The 12,897-nt window shown below is 75.6% G+C and carries 19 protein-coding genes and 1 pseudogene; 7 read left to right on the top strand and 13 right to left on the bottom strand.

Annotated elements, in window-relative coordinates:
* The 6 genes and pseudogenes from IEY96_RS31885 to IEY96_RS31910 all read left to right on the top strand — a co-directional run.
* Positions 1–443 (top strand): annotated as a pseudogene (locus IEY96_RS31885) (histidine kinase); the annotation flags it as partial.
* The gene (locus IEY96_RS31890) at positions 440–904 is read left to right on the top strand and encodes a roadblock/LC7 domain-containing protein (RefSeq protein ID WP_189198505.1); all 465 of its coding nucleotides are present in this window, start codon (positions 440–442) and stop codon (positions 902–904) included. The pseudogene IEY96_RS31885 and the gene IEY96_RS31890, both read left to right, overlap by 4 nt.
* Positions 901–1,350, top strand: a complete 450-nt coding sequence (locus tag IEY96_RS31895) for a DUF742 domain-containing protein (RefSeq protein ID WP_189198506.1) — start codon at positions 901–903, stop codon at positions 1,348–1,350. Before IEY96_RS31890 ends, IEY96_RS31895 begins: the two co-directional genes overlap by 4 nt.
* On the top strand, positions 1,328–2,092 hold the full coding sequence (locus IEY96_RS31900) for a GTP-binding protein (RefSeq protein ID WP_189198507.1): 765 nt from the start codon (positions 1,328–1,330) through the stop codon (positions 2,090–2,092). Before IEY96_RS31895 ends, IEY96_RS31900 begins: the two co-directional genes overlap by 23 nt.
* A gap of 45 nt (positions 2,093–2,137) precedes the next feature.
* Positions 2,138–2,623 carry a hypothetical protein gene (locus IEY96_RS31905; protein ID WP_189198508.1) on the top strand — a complete coding sequence of 162 codons (486 nt, stop codon included), beginning with the start codon at positions 2,138–2,140 and terminating at the stop codon, positions 2,621–2,623.
* Positions 2,624–2,678: 55 nt separating this feature from the next.
* Entirely contained in the window at positions 2,679–4,937 is a 2,259-nt protein-coding gene (locus tag IEY96_RS31910) for an AAA family ATPase (protein WP_189198509.1), read from the top strand.
* 11 nt (positions 4,938–4,948) lie between these two features.
* On the opposite strand, the gene IEY96_RS31915 is transcribed toward IEY96_RS31910, so the two are convergent.
* The 12 genes from IEY96_RS31915 to IEY96_RS31970 all read right to left on the bottom strand — a co-directional run bounded on the left by IEY96_RS31915 (position 4,949) and on the right by IEY96_RS31970 (position 12,092).
* The gene (locus IEY96_RS31915) at positions 4,949–5,302 is read right to left on the bottom strand and encodes a gas vesicle protein K (protein ID WP_229792013.1); all 354 of its coding nucleotides are present in this window, start codon (positions 5,300–5,302) and stop codon (positions 4,949–4,951) included.
* Complete coding sequence (locus IEY96_RS31920) at positions 5,299–5,520, bottom strand: gas vesicle protein (RefSeq protein WP_189198510.1); 222 nt, start codon at positions 5,518–5,520, stop codon at positions 5,299–5,301. The genes IEY96_RS31915 and IEY96_RS31920 overlap by 4 nt, the downstream gene beginning before the upstream one ends.
* Positions 5,511–6,311 carry a GvpL/GvpF family gas vesicle protein gene (locus IEY96_RS31925; RefSeq protein WP_189198511.1) on the bottom strand — a complete coding sequence of 267 codons (801 nt, stop codon included), beginning with the start codon at positions 6,309–6,311 and terminating at the stop codon, positions 5,511–5,513. Before IEY96_RS31925 ends, IEY96_RS31920 begins: the two co-directional genes overlap by 10 nt.
* On the bottom strand, positions 6,295–6,672 hold the full coding sequence (locus tag IEY96_RS33495) for a gas vesicle protein (RefSeq protein ID WP_091317341.1): 378 nt from the start codon (positions 6,670–6,672) through the stop codon (positions 6,295–6,297). The genes IEY96_RS31925 and IEY96_RS33495 overlap by 17 nt, the downstream gene beginning before the upstream one ends.
* 1 nt (position 6,673) lies before the next feature.
* Positions 6,674–7,021, bottom strand: coding sequence for a gas vesicle protein GvpO (locus IEY96_RS31935; RefSeq protein ID WP_189198512.1), 348 nt, complete (start codon positions 7,019–7,021; stop codon positions 6,674–6,676).
* The gene (locus IEY96_RS31940) at positions 7,018–7,362 is read right to left on the bottom strand and encodes a gas vesicle protein GvpG (protein WP_189198513.1); all 345 of its coding nucleotides are present in this window, start codon (positions 7,360–7,362) and stop codon (positions 7,018–7,020) included. Before IEY96_RS31940 ends, IEY96_RS31935 begins: the two co-directional genes overlap by 4 nt.
* A gap of 3 nt (positions 7,363–7,365) precedes the next feature.
* Positions 7,366–8,121, bottom strand: a complete 756-nt coding sequence (locus IEY96_RS31945; RefSeq protein ID WP_189198514.1) for a GvpL/GvpF family gas vesicle protein — start codon at positions 8,119–8,121, stop codon at positions 7,366–7,368.
* A gap of 1 nt (position 8,122) precedes the next feature.
* Positions 8,123–8,545, bottom strand: a complete 423-nt coding sequence (gene gvpJ, locus IEY96_RS33500) for a gas vesicle protein GvpJ (protein WP_229792014.1) — start codon at positions 8,543–8,545, stop codon at positions 8,123–8,125.
* Positions 8,546–8,547: 2 nt separating this feature from the next.
* Positions 8,548–9,765 carry an SRPBCC family protein gene (locus IEY96_RS31955; protein WP_229792015.1) on the bottom strand — a complete coding sequence of 406 codons (1,218 nt, stop codon included), beginning with the start codon at positions 9,763–9,765 and terminating at the stop codon, positions 8,548–8,550.
* 2 nt (positions 9,766–9,767) lie between these two features.
* Positions 9,768–10,238: a hypothetical protein gene (locus IEY96_RS31960; protein ID WP_189198516.1), complete on the bottom strand. Its 471-nt coding sequence runs from the start codon at positions 10,236–10,238 to the stop codon at positions 9,768–9,770.
* 290 nt (positions 10,239–10,528) lie between these two features.
* Positions 10,529–11,038, bottom strand: a complete 510-nt coding sequence (locus IEY96_RS31965) for a GNAT family N-acetyltransferase (RefSeq protein ID WP_189198517.1) — start codon at positions 11,036–11,038, stop codon at positions 10,529–10,531.
* A 151-nt stretch (positions 11,039–11,189) separates the two neighbouring features.
* Entirely contained in the window at positions 11,190–12,092 is a 903-nt protein-coding gene (locus IEY96_RS31970) for a hypothetical protein (protein ID WP_189198518.1), read from the bottom strand.
* Between the two features lie 154 nt (positions 12,093–12,246).
* Between IEY96_RS31970 and IEY96_RS31975 the strand changes: the two genes are divergently transcribed.
* Positions 12,247–12,459 (top strand): hypothetical protein, encoded by a 213-nt coding sequence (locus IEY96_RS31975; protein ID WP_189198519.1) that lies wholly within the window; start codon positions 12,247–12,249, stop codon positions 12,457–12,459.
* A gap of 5 nt (positions 12,460–12,464) precedes the next feature.
* Here the strand turns inward: IEY96_RS31975 and IEY96_RS31980 are convergent, their stop codons facing one another.
* Positions 12,465–12,872, bottom strand: a complete 408-nt coding sequence (locus IEY96_RS31980; protein WP_189198520.1) for a DUF3263 domain-containing protein — start codon at positions 12,870–12,872, stop codon at positions 12,465–12,467.
* Positions 12,873–12,897: the final 25 nt, after the last annotated feature.

Below are 12,897 nucleotides of genomic sequence, written 5' to 3' on the forward strand. Positions count from 1 at the left end.
CTCCCCCGGCCGCCGGGCCGACGACCGGCCTCCCACCGGCCGGCCCGACCCACGCGGCGCCGGCCGCCGTACGGCCGCTGATCCGGCAGCGGGTGCCCGGGGCGAGCCTGCCGCCCGCCGGCCCCGCGGCCGGGCTCGCGGCCGACGCTCCCGCCGACCCGGCCACGGTCCGGGCGCTCGTCGAGGCGTTCCAGGACGGGGTACGCCGGGCCGAGCACGACGTCGCCCCGGCCGCGCCCACCCCGGGACGGCCCCCGCTGAGCCAGCGGGTGCCCGGTGCGAACCTGGCCGTGACCCCGGTGCGGACCGCCCCGCCCGCCAGTTCCCACCCGGGGGACCCGGCCGAGGTCCGCAACCTCATCACCGAGTTCGAGGCGGGCGTCGCCCGTGCTCTGCGCGAAGTCAGTCCCGACCGCCGCTACGAAGAGGACCCATCACGGTGACCAGCCCCTTCCTGCACGACAGCACCGACCAGACCGCCACCGGCGGTCTCAGCCCCGAGGCGCGCACCTTCAACTGGCTGCTCGACTCGTTCACCTCCAGCACGGCCGGGGTGATGGAGGCGATCGCGGTCTCCTCGGACGGGCTGCTGATGGCCATGTCCGCCATCAAGGACCGGTCCAACGCGGAGCGGCTCGCCGCCGTCGTGTCCGGCATGACGAGCCTCGCCGGGGGCGCCGCGAGCTGGTACGCGCTCGGCGGGTTGAACCGCGTGATCGTGGACATGGCCGAGGGCTACCTGCTGATCAGTGCGATCAGCAGCGGCTCCGTGCTCGGCGTGGTCGCCGACCGCTCGGCCAACCTGGGCACCGTGGCGTACGAGATGACGCTTTTCGCCGGCCGGGCCGGCGGCGCCCTGAGCCCCCGGTTGATCGCCGAGCTGAAGAACGCCGTCCAGCAATGACCCCGGAGGCGGCCGGCGAGGACCCGGAGCCGGAACCGGGCACCCGGATCCGGCCCTTCCTGCACACGCCCTCCCCCGGCCCCGGGCCGGACGCGGGCGACGGGGAGCCGACCGGGCCGCGTCCGTTCGTGCTCACGGCCGGCCGGGTGGACGGCGATCCGGCGATCGGCCTGGAGACCCAGGTGACGGCCCGGCCGGAGAGCGGCTCGTGGGCGGTGATCGGCCGGTTGCCCGCGGAACTGGCGACGATCGTGGCCCTCAGCTCCGAGCCGATCTCGGTCGCGGAGATCTCCGCCCGGACGCGGATGCACTTCGGCGTGACCCGGGTGCTGGTCGGCGACCTCCGCGCCGCCGGTCACCTCGACGTGCACCTCGGGGATGCCGACGGCGCCCTCGACCCCGACCTCATCCTGCGAGTGATTGATGGACTCCGTGCGATCTCCTGAATGGCCGGCCGCCGCCGCGGGCGGGCCGGCCGCGAACAGCGCCGCCGTCCGCTACGGCGCCCCCGCCACGCCCGGCCCACCGGCCGGGCCGGCCGCCGCGCCGGCCGCACCGCCGGTCCCGCCGCCGCCGTACCGGCCGGTCGCGCCGACCGCCCCGACCGTGGTCCGGGTGCCCGCGCCCCGCCCGCCGATCCCCGTGAAGATCCTCATCGCGGGCGGCTTCGGGGTGGGCAAGACCACCACGGTGGGCGCGATCTCCGAGATCGCCCCGCTGACCACCGAGGCGGAGATGACCAGCGCCGGGATCGGCGTCGACGACCCGGGCGCCGTCTCGGAGAAGACCACCACCACGGTGGCCATGGACTTCGGCTGCGTCACCATCGACCGCAGCCTCAAGCTCTACCTCTTCGGTACGCCCGGGCAGGCCCGCTTCGGATTCATGTGGGACGACCTGGCCCGGGGCGCGCTCGGCGCGCTGGTGGTGGTGGACAGCGCGCGACTCGACGACTGCTACCCGGCGATCGACTACTTCGAGCGGGCCGGGGTGCCGTTCGCGGTGGGGGTGAACGCCTTCGACGGCCGGCTGGCCCTCGACCTGCCCTCGGTCCGCTGGGCGCTGGCGATCGGCGAGCACGTGCCGCTGGTGCAGTTCGACGCCCGGGACCGGCTCTCCGTACGGGACGCGCTGCTGGTCGTCCTGGACCGGGCGCTGGACCGGGCGACCCGGGAGAAGGGGGCCTGAACCGACCGTCGGTTCCGACCCGTGGTGACGGAAGGGGTGGACGTGATGAGAGGTGATCTGGACGAGACCCTGGCCCGGCTGGCCCGGCGCGAGGAGGCGCTGCGCCGCCGGGCGCCACTGCCCGGCGAGCAGGAGGAGCAGTTCGAGGCGCCCGGGCCGGGCGACGCGCCGGCGGACGGGCGGGCTGGGCACGGCGCGTACCGGCTGCGTGGGGGCAACCGGCCGGAGCAGCGGGACCCGGTCGAGGAGGTGGCCGAGGCGGTCCGCCGGGTGGTCGCCGAGCACCCCGGGCTGGCCGTCGTCCTGCGGGTGGAACTGGGCGGGCAGGCGTACCCGTTGCGGGTCTCCTGGTCCGGCCCGGAGGTGACGGTCGGCGCGGCGCCCGCGCCGGCGCCCCCACCGGCCTGGCCGATGTCGGTGAAGACGGTGCCGGCACCCGGACAGGACGGGATGGCCACCGACCCGGCGGCCCGGCTGGCCGACATGATCCGGCGCGATCCCTCGCTGCTGGAGGACACCGGCCCGCTCTGACGCCGCCACTCGGGCCCGCCGGCACGACGTGGCACCGGGGGCTACTGTCGGGCGGGTGGCGGAACCCGACCTGACCCTGACCGCGAGCCTGCGGCCGGCGGCGCTGGACGCCCGGCGCGGCGTCGTCCGCCTGCACCCCGAGGTGCTGACCGCGCTGGCGCTGCGCCCCGGCGACCCGGTGCGGCTGGCCGGCCGCCGGGTGACCGCCGGCATCGCCGCCCCGGCCGCGCCGAGCGCGAGCAGCGCCCTGCTCTACGCCGACGACCTGCTCCTGGGCAACCTGGGCCTGCGCGACGGCGGGCAGGTGACGGTGAGCCCGCTGCCGGCGGCCCCGCTGCGCCGGGTCACCCTGGCCGGCCCGGTCGGCGTCGTCGCCGCCGTCTCCCCGGAGATGCTCCGGCTCGCGCTGCTCGGCAAGGTGGTCACCGCCGGCGACGACGTCTCGCTGCTGCCCCAGGACGTGCTCCCCGACGCCGCGCTGCGCGGCCTGGTCGAGGCCGCCCGGCGCAGCCTCGCCAGCAGCGTCGGGTACGCCTGGACCAGCACCCTGCTCACCGTGGTGGCGGCCGAGCCGGCGACCGGCGCGCTGGTCACCATGGACACCGTGGTCGGCTGGGAGCACGGCGCGGCCACCCGCGGCTCCGGCCCGGCCGGCGAGGCGGGCCCGGCGGGCGAGGTGATCCCGGCCGGTGAGGTGGCGCCGGCCGGTACGGCCGCGACCGGGCCGGCCGACGGCCTGCTCGGCCCCGAGGACGCACCCGACGTGGACGAGCTGCCCGGGCTGCGGGCGCAGGCCGAGGAGCTGACCGAACTGCTCGACCTGGGCTTCCACCACGGGGAGGTGCTGGGCCGGCTCGGCACCACGGTCTCGCTCGGCGTGCTCATCGGCGGCCCGGCCGGCTCCGGCAAGTCGGCGCTGGTCCGCGCGGTCGCCGCCCGGGTCCGCGCCCGGGTCCGCCCGCTGTGGGCGCCCGAACTGGCCGCGCTGGGCAACGACGCGGCGGCCCGCCGGCTGCGCGAGGCCGCCGCGGCGGTCCGCGCCAACGGCCCGGCCGTGCTGCTGGTCACCGACGTGGAGGCGATCGCCCCGGCCGACGAGCCCGGTCCGCTGGCCACCGTGTTCCGGCAGGTGGTCGCCGAGACGGTCCGGGCCGGGGCGGCGGTGGTCTGCACCACGGGGCGCCCTGAGGCGGTGGATCCGGCGCTGCGCGCCCCGGACCTGCTCTCGCTGCGGATCACCGTGCCGCTGCCCGATCCGGCGCTGCGCCGGGAGCAGCTCACCGTGCTCACCCGGCAGGTGCCGCTGGCCGGCGACGTCCGGCTGGACGAGGTGGCCGCCCGTACGCCCGGGTTCGTCGCCGCCGACCTGGCCGCGCTGGTCCGGGAGGCCGGGGTGCGGGCGGCGCTGCGGCAGAAGGTGGCGGAGACGCCGACCGTGTCGATGGCCGACTTCACCGCCGCGCTGGAGGTGGTCCGGCCGACCACGATGGCCGCGTCCACCCTGGAGCTGGCCTCGGTCACCCTGGACGACGTCGGCGGCCTGCACGAGGTCAGGCAGACGCTGACCGAGTCGGTGCTCTGGCCGCTGACCTACCCGGACACCTTCGCCCGGCTGGGCGTGACACCGCCGCGCGGGGTGCTGCTCTACGGGCCGCCCGGCTGCGGCAAGACCTACCTGGTCACCGCGCTGGCCGGCTCCGGCCGGGCCAACGTGCTGTCGGTGAAGGGCGCCGAGCTGCTCTCGAAGTGGGTCGGTGAGAGCGAACGCGCGGTCCGCGAGCTGTTCCGCCGGGCCCGCGAGGCGGCCCCCACCCTGGTCTTCCTCGACGAGGTGGACGCCCTCGCGCCGGTCCGCGGCCAGGCCAGCGACGGGGGCACCACCGACCGGGTGGTCGCCGCCCTGCTCACCGAACTGGACGGGGTGGAGGCGCTGCGCAACGTCGTGGTGGTCGGCGCGACGAACCGGCCGGAGCTGGTCGACCCCGCGCTGCTCCGCCCCGGCCGGCTGGAACGCCTCGTGTACGTGCCGCCGCCGGACGGCCCGGCCCGTGGCGAGATCCTCCGAGCGGCCGCCCGGAACGTCCCGCTCGCGCCCGACGTGGACCTGACCGCGCTCGGCGCTGAGCTGGACGGCTTCTCGGCGGCCGACTGCGCCGCCCTGATCCGCGAGGCGGCCCTCGCCGCGATGCGCGAGTCCCTGGCGGCCAGCACGGTCACCGCCGCGCACGTCGAGGCGGCCCGCACGCGCGTCCGCCCCTCCCTGGACCCGGTCCAGCTCGCCCACCTGGAGGCGTACGCCGCGACCCGGCGGTGAACCCGTCGTGGTCAGTCGGTGGGCAGCAGGGGGCCGAGGGGGCCGAGGTCGAGGTTGAGGTCCTCGGGGGCCAGGCCGAAGTACTCGCGGAGCTGGGTCATCTGCTCCTCCAGCGCCATCAGCGTGGCGCCGACCCGCTCGACCTGCTCGTCGGTCAGGTCGCCCAGGTCGACCCGGCGCAGCGCCTGCCGTTCCATCAGCTGCCGGAGCAGCTCGATCACGGTGAGCACCAGGCTGGCCAGCCCGCGCTCGACCGAGTCCTGGTCCACGGCGAGCCGGCGGTCCAGCGGCCGGACCCGGGGCGCCGTCCACCCCGGCTCACCCAGCGCCGCCGCCAGGTCGGCCGCCTCGTCCCGGCCGGTCACGGCGCGGCCTCCGGCTCGGGCGGGGCGAGCGCGCCGACCGAGGCGATCAGCGCACGCAGCGAGACGCGGACCAGGTCGATGTCCGCGATGGCCAGGGTGATGTCCCCGGTGATCACCACGCCGGTGGCGAGCACCCGGTCGAGCAGGTCGACCAGGGCCACCGGCCGGTAGGCCAGCGGGTCGTCGGCGCTGTTCGGCGCCAGGGTGGTCACGCCCATGCCGGCTCCGCCTCCGGTTCCGCCACGAAGGAGTACGGCGGCCACGGCCCGGTCAGCTCCAGCCGCACCTCGGGGTGCCCCTCGGCCAGTTCGCGGGCCAGCGCGGCGAAGCCGTCCCAGCGGTCCCGGTCGACCAGGTACGCACCGTTGAGCACCATGGCGGTGGGCGCGCCGGAGAGCCGCCGGTCCTGCGGGGCGTGCCGGCGGGCGGCGACCGCGTACCCGGCGAGGGCGGCGTGCACGGCCGCGGCCCCGTCGGCGGCGACCCGCTGCCCCTCCTCGCGGGCGCAGAGCTGGGCCTTGCGTCGCCGCAGGTAAGCCGCGCCGGCCCCGCCCCCGCCGGCGGGTTCCTCGATCCGCGGGGTCGCGCCCGGCACCACGTACCCCTTGACGCCCCACTCGGCGCGGCCGGCGAGCCGGGCCAGCGTGCCGGCCAGCTCGTCGTGCCGCTCGACCAGCACCCGGGCCACCCGGTCGTCGTCGCGGTGGACGGTGGCGAGCCGGGCCGGCACCACCGCGCCGGACCGGGACAGCGCGTCCACCACGGCGTGGTGGGCCCGCGCGGCACGCTCCAGCCAGGCCAGGTCCTCCAGGTTGCGGCGCAGCGCGGCCTCGCCGTACTCGCTGAGCGGGGCGTCGCTGACCACGGCGACCAGGCCGGCGGCGGCCACGGCTCGGACCGGCGTGCCGGCGATGCCGGGGAGCCCGGCGGGCGTGGCCGTCCCGGCGACCACGCCGTGCAGCCAGACCGCGGTTCCGCTGTCGCGCACGGGGTCAGAGGTCGTGGTCATGCCAGCCCTCCCTCGCGTCCCGCTCGGCCCGGGCGGCCACCCGCGGCCGGCGGGACGCCTCGACCTCCTCCGGGTCGCGCGGGCCGGGCTCGACCGGCGGGCGGGCCCGGGAGCTGAGCCACGGATCGTGCTCCCACCAGTCGATGCCGATCTGCCGCGCGGTGTCCACCGAGGCGATGACCAGCCGCAGCTTCAGCGTCAGCAGCTCGATGTCGAGCAGGCTGACCCGGATGTCACCGGCGATCACGATGCCCCGGTCGAGGACCCGTTCCAGGATGTCGCCGAGGTTCGCCGGCTCGTGGCCGGCCGGCAGCACCTGACCGGAGTTCTGCACGACCGACGGAGCCCGCCCAATGGTCATCTCAGTCCCCCTTGCCGCGCTGGTAGCGGCGCGTCCGCCGGTAGCCGAGCAGGCTGCCGGTCATGTCCAGCTCGACCTCGTAGAGGCCGAGCAGGTCGGTCGACGCCGGGATGCGGTGGTCCTCGACCACCTCCACCCCGACCAGCCAGCCGTCGTCGGTGGGCTGGATCGAGGTGATCCCGAGCGGGTCCCGGCCGGTCAGCGCGACGATCTGGCGCAGCCCCTCCCGGGCCGCCTCGGCCGCGCTGACCGCCTCCTCGTCGTCCTCGTCGATGTACCGCTCCTCTGCCCGGCCGCCGCGGTCGCGCCACCGCTCGCGGTCACCGTCGCCCCGGATCCGTGCCGTCATCGTCCTCCCCCTCGTCCGCGACGCGGCTCACCGCGACGGTCGCCGGTCGCCCTCCGGGCGGGCGCCGGCCGCCGGGGTGCACCGTTGCGCCGCGACGGGGTACGCCCGGCGCCGGCGGCCGGCGTGGTGAGCCGCTCCAACACCTGCTGCTGCCCGCGGTCCCGCTCCTCCGGCGTGATGTCCCCGGCCGCCGCCGCCCGGTCCAGCTCCTCCAGCTCGCGCCGGACGTTGACCGGGTTGTACTGCTGCGACTCCGCCTCCCGGGCCACCACCTTGACCAGCGCGGTGAGCCCGCGCACCGGCGCGTACGGCAGGGTCAGCAGCGTCCAGAGGATGTCCACGGCTCACTCCACCAGCTGGTGCGCGCTGACGAAGTCGTACGGGGCCAGCGGGCCGATCAGGCGCGTCCGGATCAGGTCCCGCCGCCGCTCGGCGAAGTCCTCGACCGCCCGGACGAACTCGTCCTCCTCGTCGCCCGCCACCAGGAAGGAGACGCGCACCGCGTCCAGCTCGTGGCTGGGCGGGAGGGCGACGTCCGCCTCCGCGTACCGGCCCACGGCGTCGATCAGGTCGCGGTTCTCCGCCTCCCGGCGCAGCTCGACCGCCTGGCTGATCATCTCGCCGAGCCGGATCCGCTGCTCCCGGCTCTCGATCTCGGGCCGGCCGCGCACCTCGTCGGCGAGGGCCGCGGCGGCGGCGTTCTCCGCCAGGAACCCGCTGATGAACTCCTGCTCGTCGAAGCGCCCGTGCACCGTGTACTGGAGCCGGTCCTCGAGCTCGTCGAGGGCGGCGGCGAACCGGTCGTGGTGCGCGGCGAGCAGGTCCTCGACCGCGTCCGCGCCGGTCACCACCGTGCCGAACCGGACCGGCAGCACCGGCGCGACGACCGCCGTCCCGTCCAGCAGCCGCTCGTACGCGGTCAGGTCGGCCGGCCGGCCCAGCGGCTCCTCCAGCCCGACCTCGCTGACCAGCGCGGCCAGCTCACCGTGCTGGATCGCGATGACCTCGCCGGGCGGGGAGCCGACCCCCTCGGCCTCGGGGGTCGGCTCCACGTCGGACGGCACGATGCCGTAGATGAACAATCCGTTCTCCTGACCCATGTCAGCGCTCCTCGTCCCGCCGCCGGCGGGGCCGCTCCCGCTCCCGCTCCGATCCGCGGTCCCGGAGCGAGTCCGCCACCGCACCGCTGATCTCCTGGGCGGCCTTGCCGAGCCCGGAGACGGCCTTGCCCTTGGTGGCGGCGCCGGCCGCGTCACCGACCAGGTCCGGCAGGCCCTTGGTGTCCTTCGGCACGATGCTCAGCCGGTCGACCGCCTCGGCGAACCGGAGGTACGTCTCGACGCTGGCGATCACGATCCGCGCGTTGATCTCCAGGAGCTGGATGCCGACCACGGCGATCGACACCTGGGCGTCGATCACCACGCCCTTGTCCAGCACGGTCTCCACGACGTCGGCGAGGGTTCCCCCGCCGCCGCCGCTGGTGCGCTCCAGGGCGCTGCCCGGTTGACCTGTCGTGGTCGACACGGTCATTCCTCACGCTCCTCTCGCCGGCGGCGCACCACCGGCCGTCGCGGTGCCTCGGGAGCCCGGCGGACCGGGCGCGGGCGCTCGGGGCGCGCCTCCCGGTCCTCGCGGGGCTGGGGGCGGCGGGCCCGCTCGGGCGCACGGCGGCGCGGCGGCTCCTCCTCCTCGGGCTCCTCGGCGTACTCGTCGTCGTCGAAGTCGTCGCCCTCGTCGTAGTCCGCGTACTCCTCCTCGTCCGGGGTGGGACGGCGACGCGGCGGCGGTGGCCTGCGGCGGCCGCGGCCGGCGGGCCGGCGCTCCTCCTCGGGCTCCTCCTCGGCTTCCTCGGGCTCTTCCTCGGGCTCCCCGGCGCGGCCCCGCTGCTCCTCGCGGCCCCGCTCCTCGCGGGCCTCCTGCTCCTCGCGGAGCGCCGTTTCGTGGTCCTTGACGACCTGGGAGTCCTCGATCTCGCCGCGCCAGCCCTCGACCGAGTCGGGGTCGAGCACGGTGCGGGTCATCACGTGCCGGACGAAGTGCTTCAGTTCCAGCCGGACCCGGCGGCCCTGGGCGCGCCAGAGGTTGCCGGTGTGCTCGAAGAGGCCCTGCGGGTGGTACTCCAGCACCACCAGGATCTTCGTCAGCTCGGGGCCGACCTCGTGGAAGCTGACCGTGCCGTCGACGGAGCCCTTCTCGCCCTTGGACCGCCAGTGGATGAGCCGGTCGGGGATCTGCCGGACGACTGTCGACTCCCAGGTCCGGTGCGACCAGAAGACCTGCGCCTTCCAGGTCATCTTCCCGTCCGAGTCCCAGTCCGCCTGCTCGACCTTCTTCATGAAGCTCGGGAAGTCGCCGAACTGGGTCCACTGGTTGTACGCGACCCGGACCGGCACGCCGACCTCGATCGTCTCGACGATGTTGGTGACCTTGAGCTTCTTGCCGCCGCCCTTGCCGCCCTTGCCGCCGCCGAACGCCGACATCAGCTTCTCCTTACCGCCGGCCAGGCCGGCATGGAACATGGCCTTGACCGGGGAGTGGCCCTCGGCGAGCTTCTGCGCGCCGGTGGCGGCGGCGACCAGGCCGGGTCCGCCGCCCTGCTTGGCGTACTCGCTGAGCCGCCCGGTGGCGCCGGTGATCCGCTCGGTGACCACGTGCATGGCCCGCTCACCGATGGCCGAGGCGAGGTTGCGCAGTTCTTCGCCGAGCTGGTCCCGGGCCCTGTCCGTGAGGCTGCTGGTCGCCATGGTCACCGCCCCCGCTGCCGTCGCGCGACGGCCGGGCGCCGGCCGCGGTCCGCGTCGTCCCCGGCCTCGGGCTGGTCGTCGAGCTCCTGCTCCTCGTCGGGGGCCGAGCGCTCGTCGTCCGCCGGCTCCTCGTCCGGCTGGCCGGCGTCGGACTGGTCCGTGCCGCTCTTCCGGCGCAGCGCGTCGGCGCTGCCACGCAGCTTGCCGCTGAGCGCGTCGATGCCGCTGCCCGCGGCGGCGCTCGCCGCGGCCTTGCCGGCGGTGGCCAGCGGACCGCCCAGCTTGGTGAGGCTGCCGAGCTGGGGGTTCACGCTCATGAGGTCCGCTCCGAGCTGCTTCAGCCCGCCCGGCCGCTGGCTGGCCCGCCCGGCCGCGACCGCGGCCGCCAGGGTCAGCGCGGTACGCATCTTCTTCCGGCGCCCGAGGAGGTAGCCGAAGCCCACCGCCAGCGCCACCCGTGTTCCGCTCTTCATCAGTTCTCCTTCGCTCCCCGGCGGAAGCGGACACCTCTTGCGTGGCGCAGGCCCGGAAAGCAGCTACCGGGGATCAGCGGGGAAGGGGCCTGCGACCGGCGTCCCGTATCAGCGGACCCGGCGGGCAGTACCCGGCCGCCCATCCGCAAAACATTTCAGAGGAATTGCCGAGACGCCGGTCACCGCCCATTTGGATAGGCGGTTCACTGGAAGGAGGAACTACGCAAAGCGGTCAGACACACCGAGCAGAGCAGGGAGAAGTCAAAACTTGCCGGAGGGCAATAAAAAACTCAATGGGTCGGCAGGGCGGAATCCAGACACATTTCCGCGTGCAGCTTGCCGTCCTTCTCGCGCAATTCCGCGCCGCATTTCCGAAGGACCGAGACGGCGCCCTGGTTGTCCGGTGTCGTCTCGGCCACGACCGTGTGCATGCCGGCCGCCGCGGCAGCGTGGAGCAACTCCCGCAGGGCCGCCGCGCCGAGCCCCTGGCCGCGCGCCGAGCGGCCGAGCCACATCCCGGTCTCCACCGTCCCCGGCTCCTCGCAGCGGGTCATCCGGACCATGCCGACCACCTCGCCGCCGGCCACGATCGCGTACATCCGGGTGCGGGTCGGCCCGTCCAGCCCGCCGAAGCTCGCCCGGTGGAACTCGCGGAAGGCCTCCCGGCGGGCCAGCGACCAACCGGCCGGGGCCTCCACCGGGGGCATGACGTCTTCCGGTTCCGCCTCGGCAGCCGCTACGGAGAGCAACGGCTCCAGGTTGCGCTCATCCACCGGCTCCAGCCGTACCGCACCCGTCACGAGCCGCAGTCTGCCGGTCGTACCGGCCCAAGTCCACCCCTTTGGGCGTGGACTGCCGGTCCGTCGGAGGGGGTCGGCCGGTCGTACCCCCGGGGTGTTCCGCCTCACGCTGCGTTGTCAGCCAACCGGTCCGTTCTGGCGGTGAGGGTGCTCACTCCGCCGGACCGAACTCGCAGAACACCACCGAGGCGTCGTCGGTGCGCTTGCGCCGGCGCAACCGGTCCGGGTGGTCCCGCTCGGCCGCCCGGACCCGGTCGACCAGCCCCTCCGGGCCCTCGGCCGCCGTCACGTCGAGCAGGCCGGCCCAGTCGAAGAGGCCGAACTGGTCGACCGCGCAGGAGGCGCCGTCGCTGAGCAGCGCGGCCCGCCGCAACGCCCCCGGCCCGCGCAGCGGCAGCGTCCCGGTCACCGCGTGGTAGGCCGCGTCCGGGTCGGTGGCGGCGGCCCAGTAGCCGTGGGTCCGGTTCATCCGGGTCCGCTGAACGGTCACCGCACGGCGGAACCGGGTCACCGGGTCGACGTCCCCGTCCGGCAGCGCGGCGGCGGTCCGGCGCAGGTCCGCCAGCGCCGCGTCGAGCCGATCGTCGGAGACCACGCCGACCCCGTCCCCGGTGTCGAGCACCAGCGGACTGTCGCAGAGCACCAGGTAGTCCACCTGGTCGCCGCCCTCGCGAAGCAGGCAGACCGTGGAGGACGGGGTGCCCGGGTGGTCCAGGTCGCACTCGCCGCCGTGGTCCGCCCGCACCGCCAGGATCGCCGCCGCCAGGCTGCTCATCAGCGTCGCTGCCGGACGGGCCGCGACGGCCAGGCCGATCCGCGCGGCCAGGTGCCGGACGTACCAGGCCGGCCCGTGCACGCAGCCGGTGTCGAAGCCCTCCGGCACCGTCGCCCCGTCGAGAACGCCGACCAGCGGGCCGAACCGGAACACCACGTCCTCGTTCTCCAGCCGCCCGGGCGCCGGATCGGAGGCGGAGCGTACCCGCATCATCGGCGCCGTCCCGACCGGCGGGGCCGGCCGGCTGCCGGTCGGGTACCGGCGATCTGGTGCCCCCATCCGTCTGCTCCCTCCGTCACCGCCCGCCGCCTACCCGGACGGCCGGCGCCCATGCCGGGGGCGGGAGGCACTTCCGGCAACCCATCGTCACGCCGCCGTGACCACCGGTAGCGTCGGGTGGGCACGGAACCGGACGAGGCGCCAGGGGGACGGCATGTTGGAACGGTTGCACGAGTCGGGAATCAGAGCGGAACACGCTTACCTGGCCGGTTTCGTGAGCATCGGGCTCTCCTTCACCAGCTGGTTCCTCTCCAAGAACCTGGAGCGCGCCGGGGTGGCGCGGGCGGACCGCTGGGGCATCTTCATCGGCGAGTGGGCGCCGACCTTCTTCGCCATCGGCAACGGGCTGCGGACGTACGAGAAGTAGGCCGGTCAGCGTCGCCGGTTCCGGGCCCGGGACGAGCGCAGCCGGCGCAGCCGGCCGACGAGCACCGGCTCGGCGGCGAGCGCGGCCGGCTGGTCGAGCAGCGCGTTGAGCAGCTGGTAGTAGCGGGTCGCCGAGAGCCCGAAGGTGTCCCGGATGGCCTGCTCCTTGGCGCCCGCGTGCTTCCACCACTGCTGCTCGAAGGCGAGGATCCGCAGCTCCCGCTCGGTCAGCCCGTCGGTCTTCTCCTCGGGCTCCGCCGCCACCGCCGGCCCGTCGTCCGGCGCGGCCTCGACCGCGGGGGCGGAGCGGGGTGGCGGGACGGTGACGCCGGCCTCGCGGCGCGCGACGTCGGTCGTCCCGGACGGCTCGGGCCGGTCGTCGGTGACGGCCCGCTCCGTGGCGTCGGCGGGCATGGCGCTCCTCACGAGAACGGGCGAC

It is taken from the genome of Micromonospora fulviviridis (assembly GCF_014648395.1).
Taxonomy (GTDB): domain Bacteria; phylum Actinomycetota; class Actinomycetes; order Mycobacteriales; family Micromonosporaceae; genus Micromonospora; species Micromonospora fulviviridis.

Coding starts and splice junctions, on each gene's coding strand:
- IEY96_RS31895 (WP_189198506.1), top strand. CDS start 901: ATGACCCCGGAGGCGGCCGGCGAGGACCCGGAGCCGGAACCGGGCACC.
- IEY96_RS31900 (WP_189198507.1), top strand. CDS start 1,328: ATGGACTCCGTGCGATCTCCTGAATGGCCGGCCGCCGCCGCGGGCGGG.
- IEY96_RS31905 (WP_189198508.1), top strand. CDS start 2,138: ATGAGAGGTGATCTGGACGAGACCCTGGCCCGGCTGGCCCGGCGCGAG.
- IEY96_RS31920 (WP_189198510.1), bottom strand. CDS start 5,520: ATGGGCGTGACCACCCTGGCGCCGAACAGCGCCGACGACCCGCTGGCC.
- IEY96_RS31925 (WP_189198511.1), bottom strand. CDS start 6,311: ATGACCACGACCTCTGACCCCGTGCGCGACAGCGGAACCGCGGTCTGG.
- IEY96_RS33495 (WP_091317341.1), bottom strand. CDS start 6,672: ATGACCATTGGGCGGGCTCCGTCGGTCGTGCAGAACTCCGGTCAGGTG.
- IEY96_RS31935 (WP_189198512.1), bottom strand. CDS start 7,021: ATGACGGCACGGATCCGGGGCGACGGTGACCGCGAGCGGTGGCGCGAC.
- IEY96_RS31945 (WP_189198514.1), bottom strand. CDS start 8,121: ATGGGTCAGGAGAACGGATTGTTCATCTACGGCATCGTGCCGTCCGAC.
- IEY96_RS31955 (WP_229792015.1), bottom strand. CDS start 9,765: ATGGCGACCAGCAGCCTCACGGACAGGGCCCGGGACCAGCTCGGCGAA.
- IEY96_RS31960 (WP_189198516.1), bottom strand. CDS start 10,238: ATGAAGAGCGGAACACGGGTGGCGCTGGCGGTGGGCTTCGGCTACCTC.
- IEY96_RS31970 (WP_189198518.1), bottom strand. CDS start 12,092: ATGGGGGCACCAGATCGCCGGTACCCGACCGGCAGCCGGCCGGCCCCG.
- IEY96_RS31975 (WP_189198519.1), top strand. CDS start 12,247: ATGTTGGAACGGTTGCACGAGTCGGGAATCAGAGCGGAACACGCTTAC.
- IEY96_RS31980 (WP_189198520.1), bottom strand. CDS start 12,872: ATGCCCGCCGACGCCACGGAGCGGGCCGTCACCGACGACCGGCCCGAG.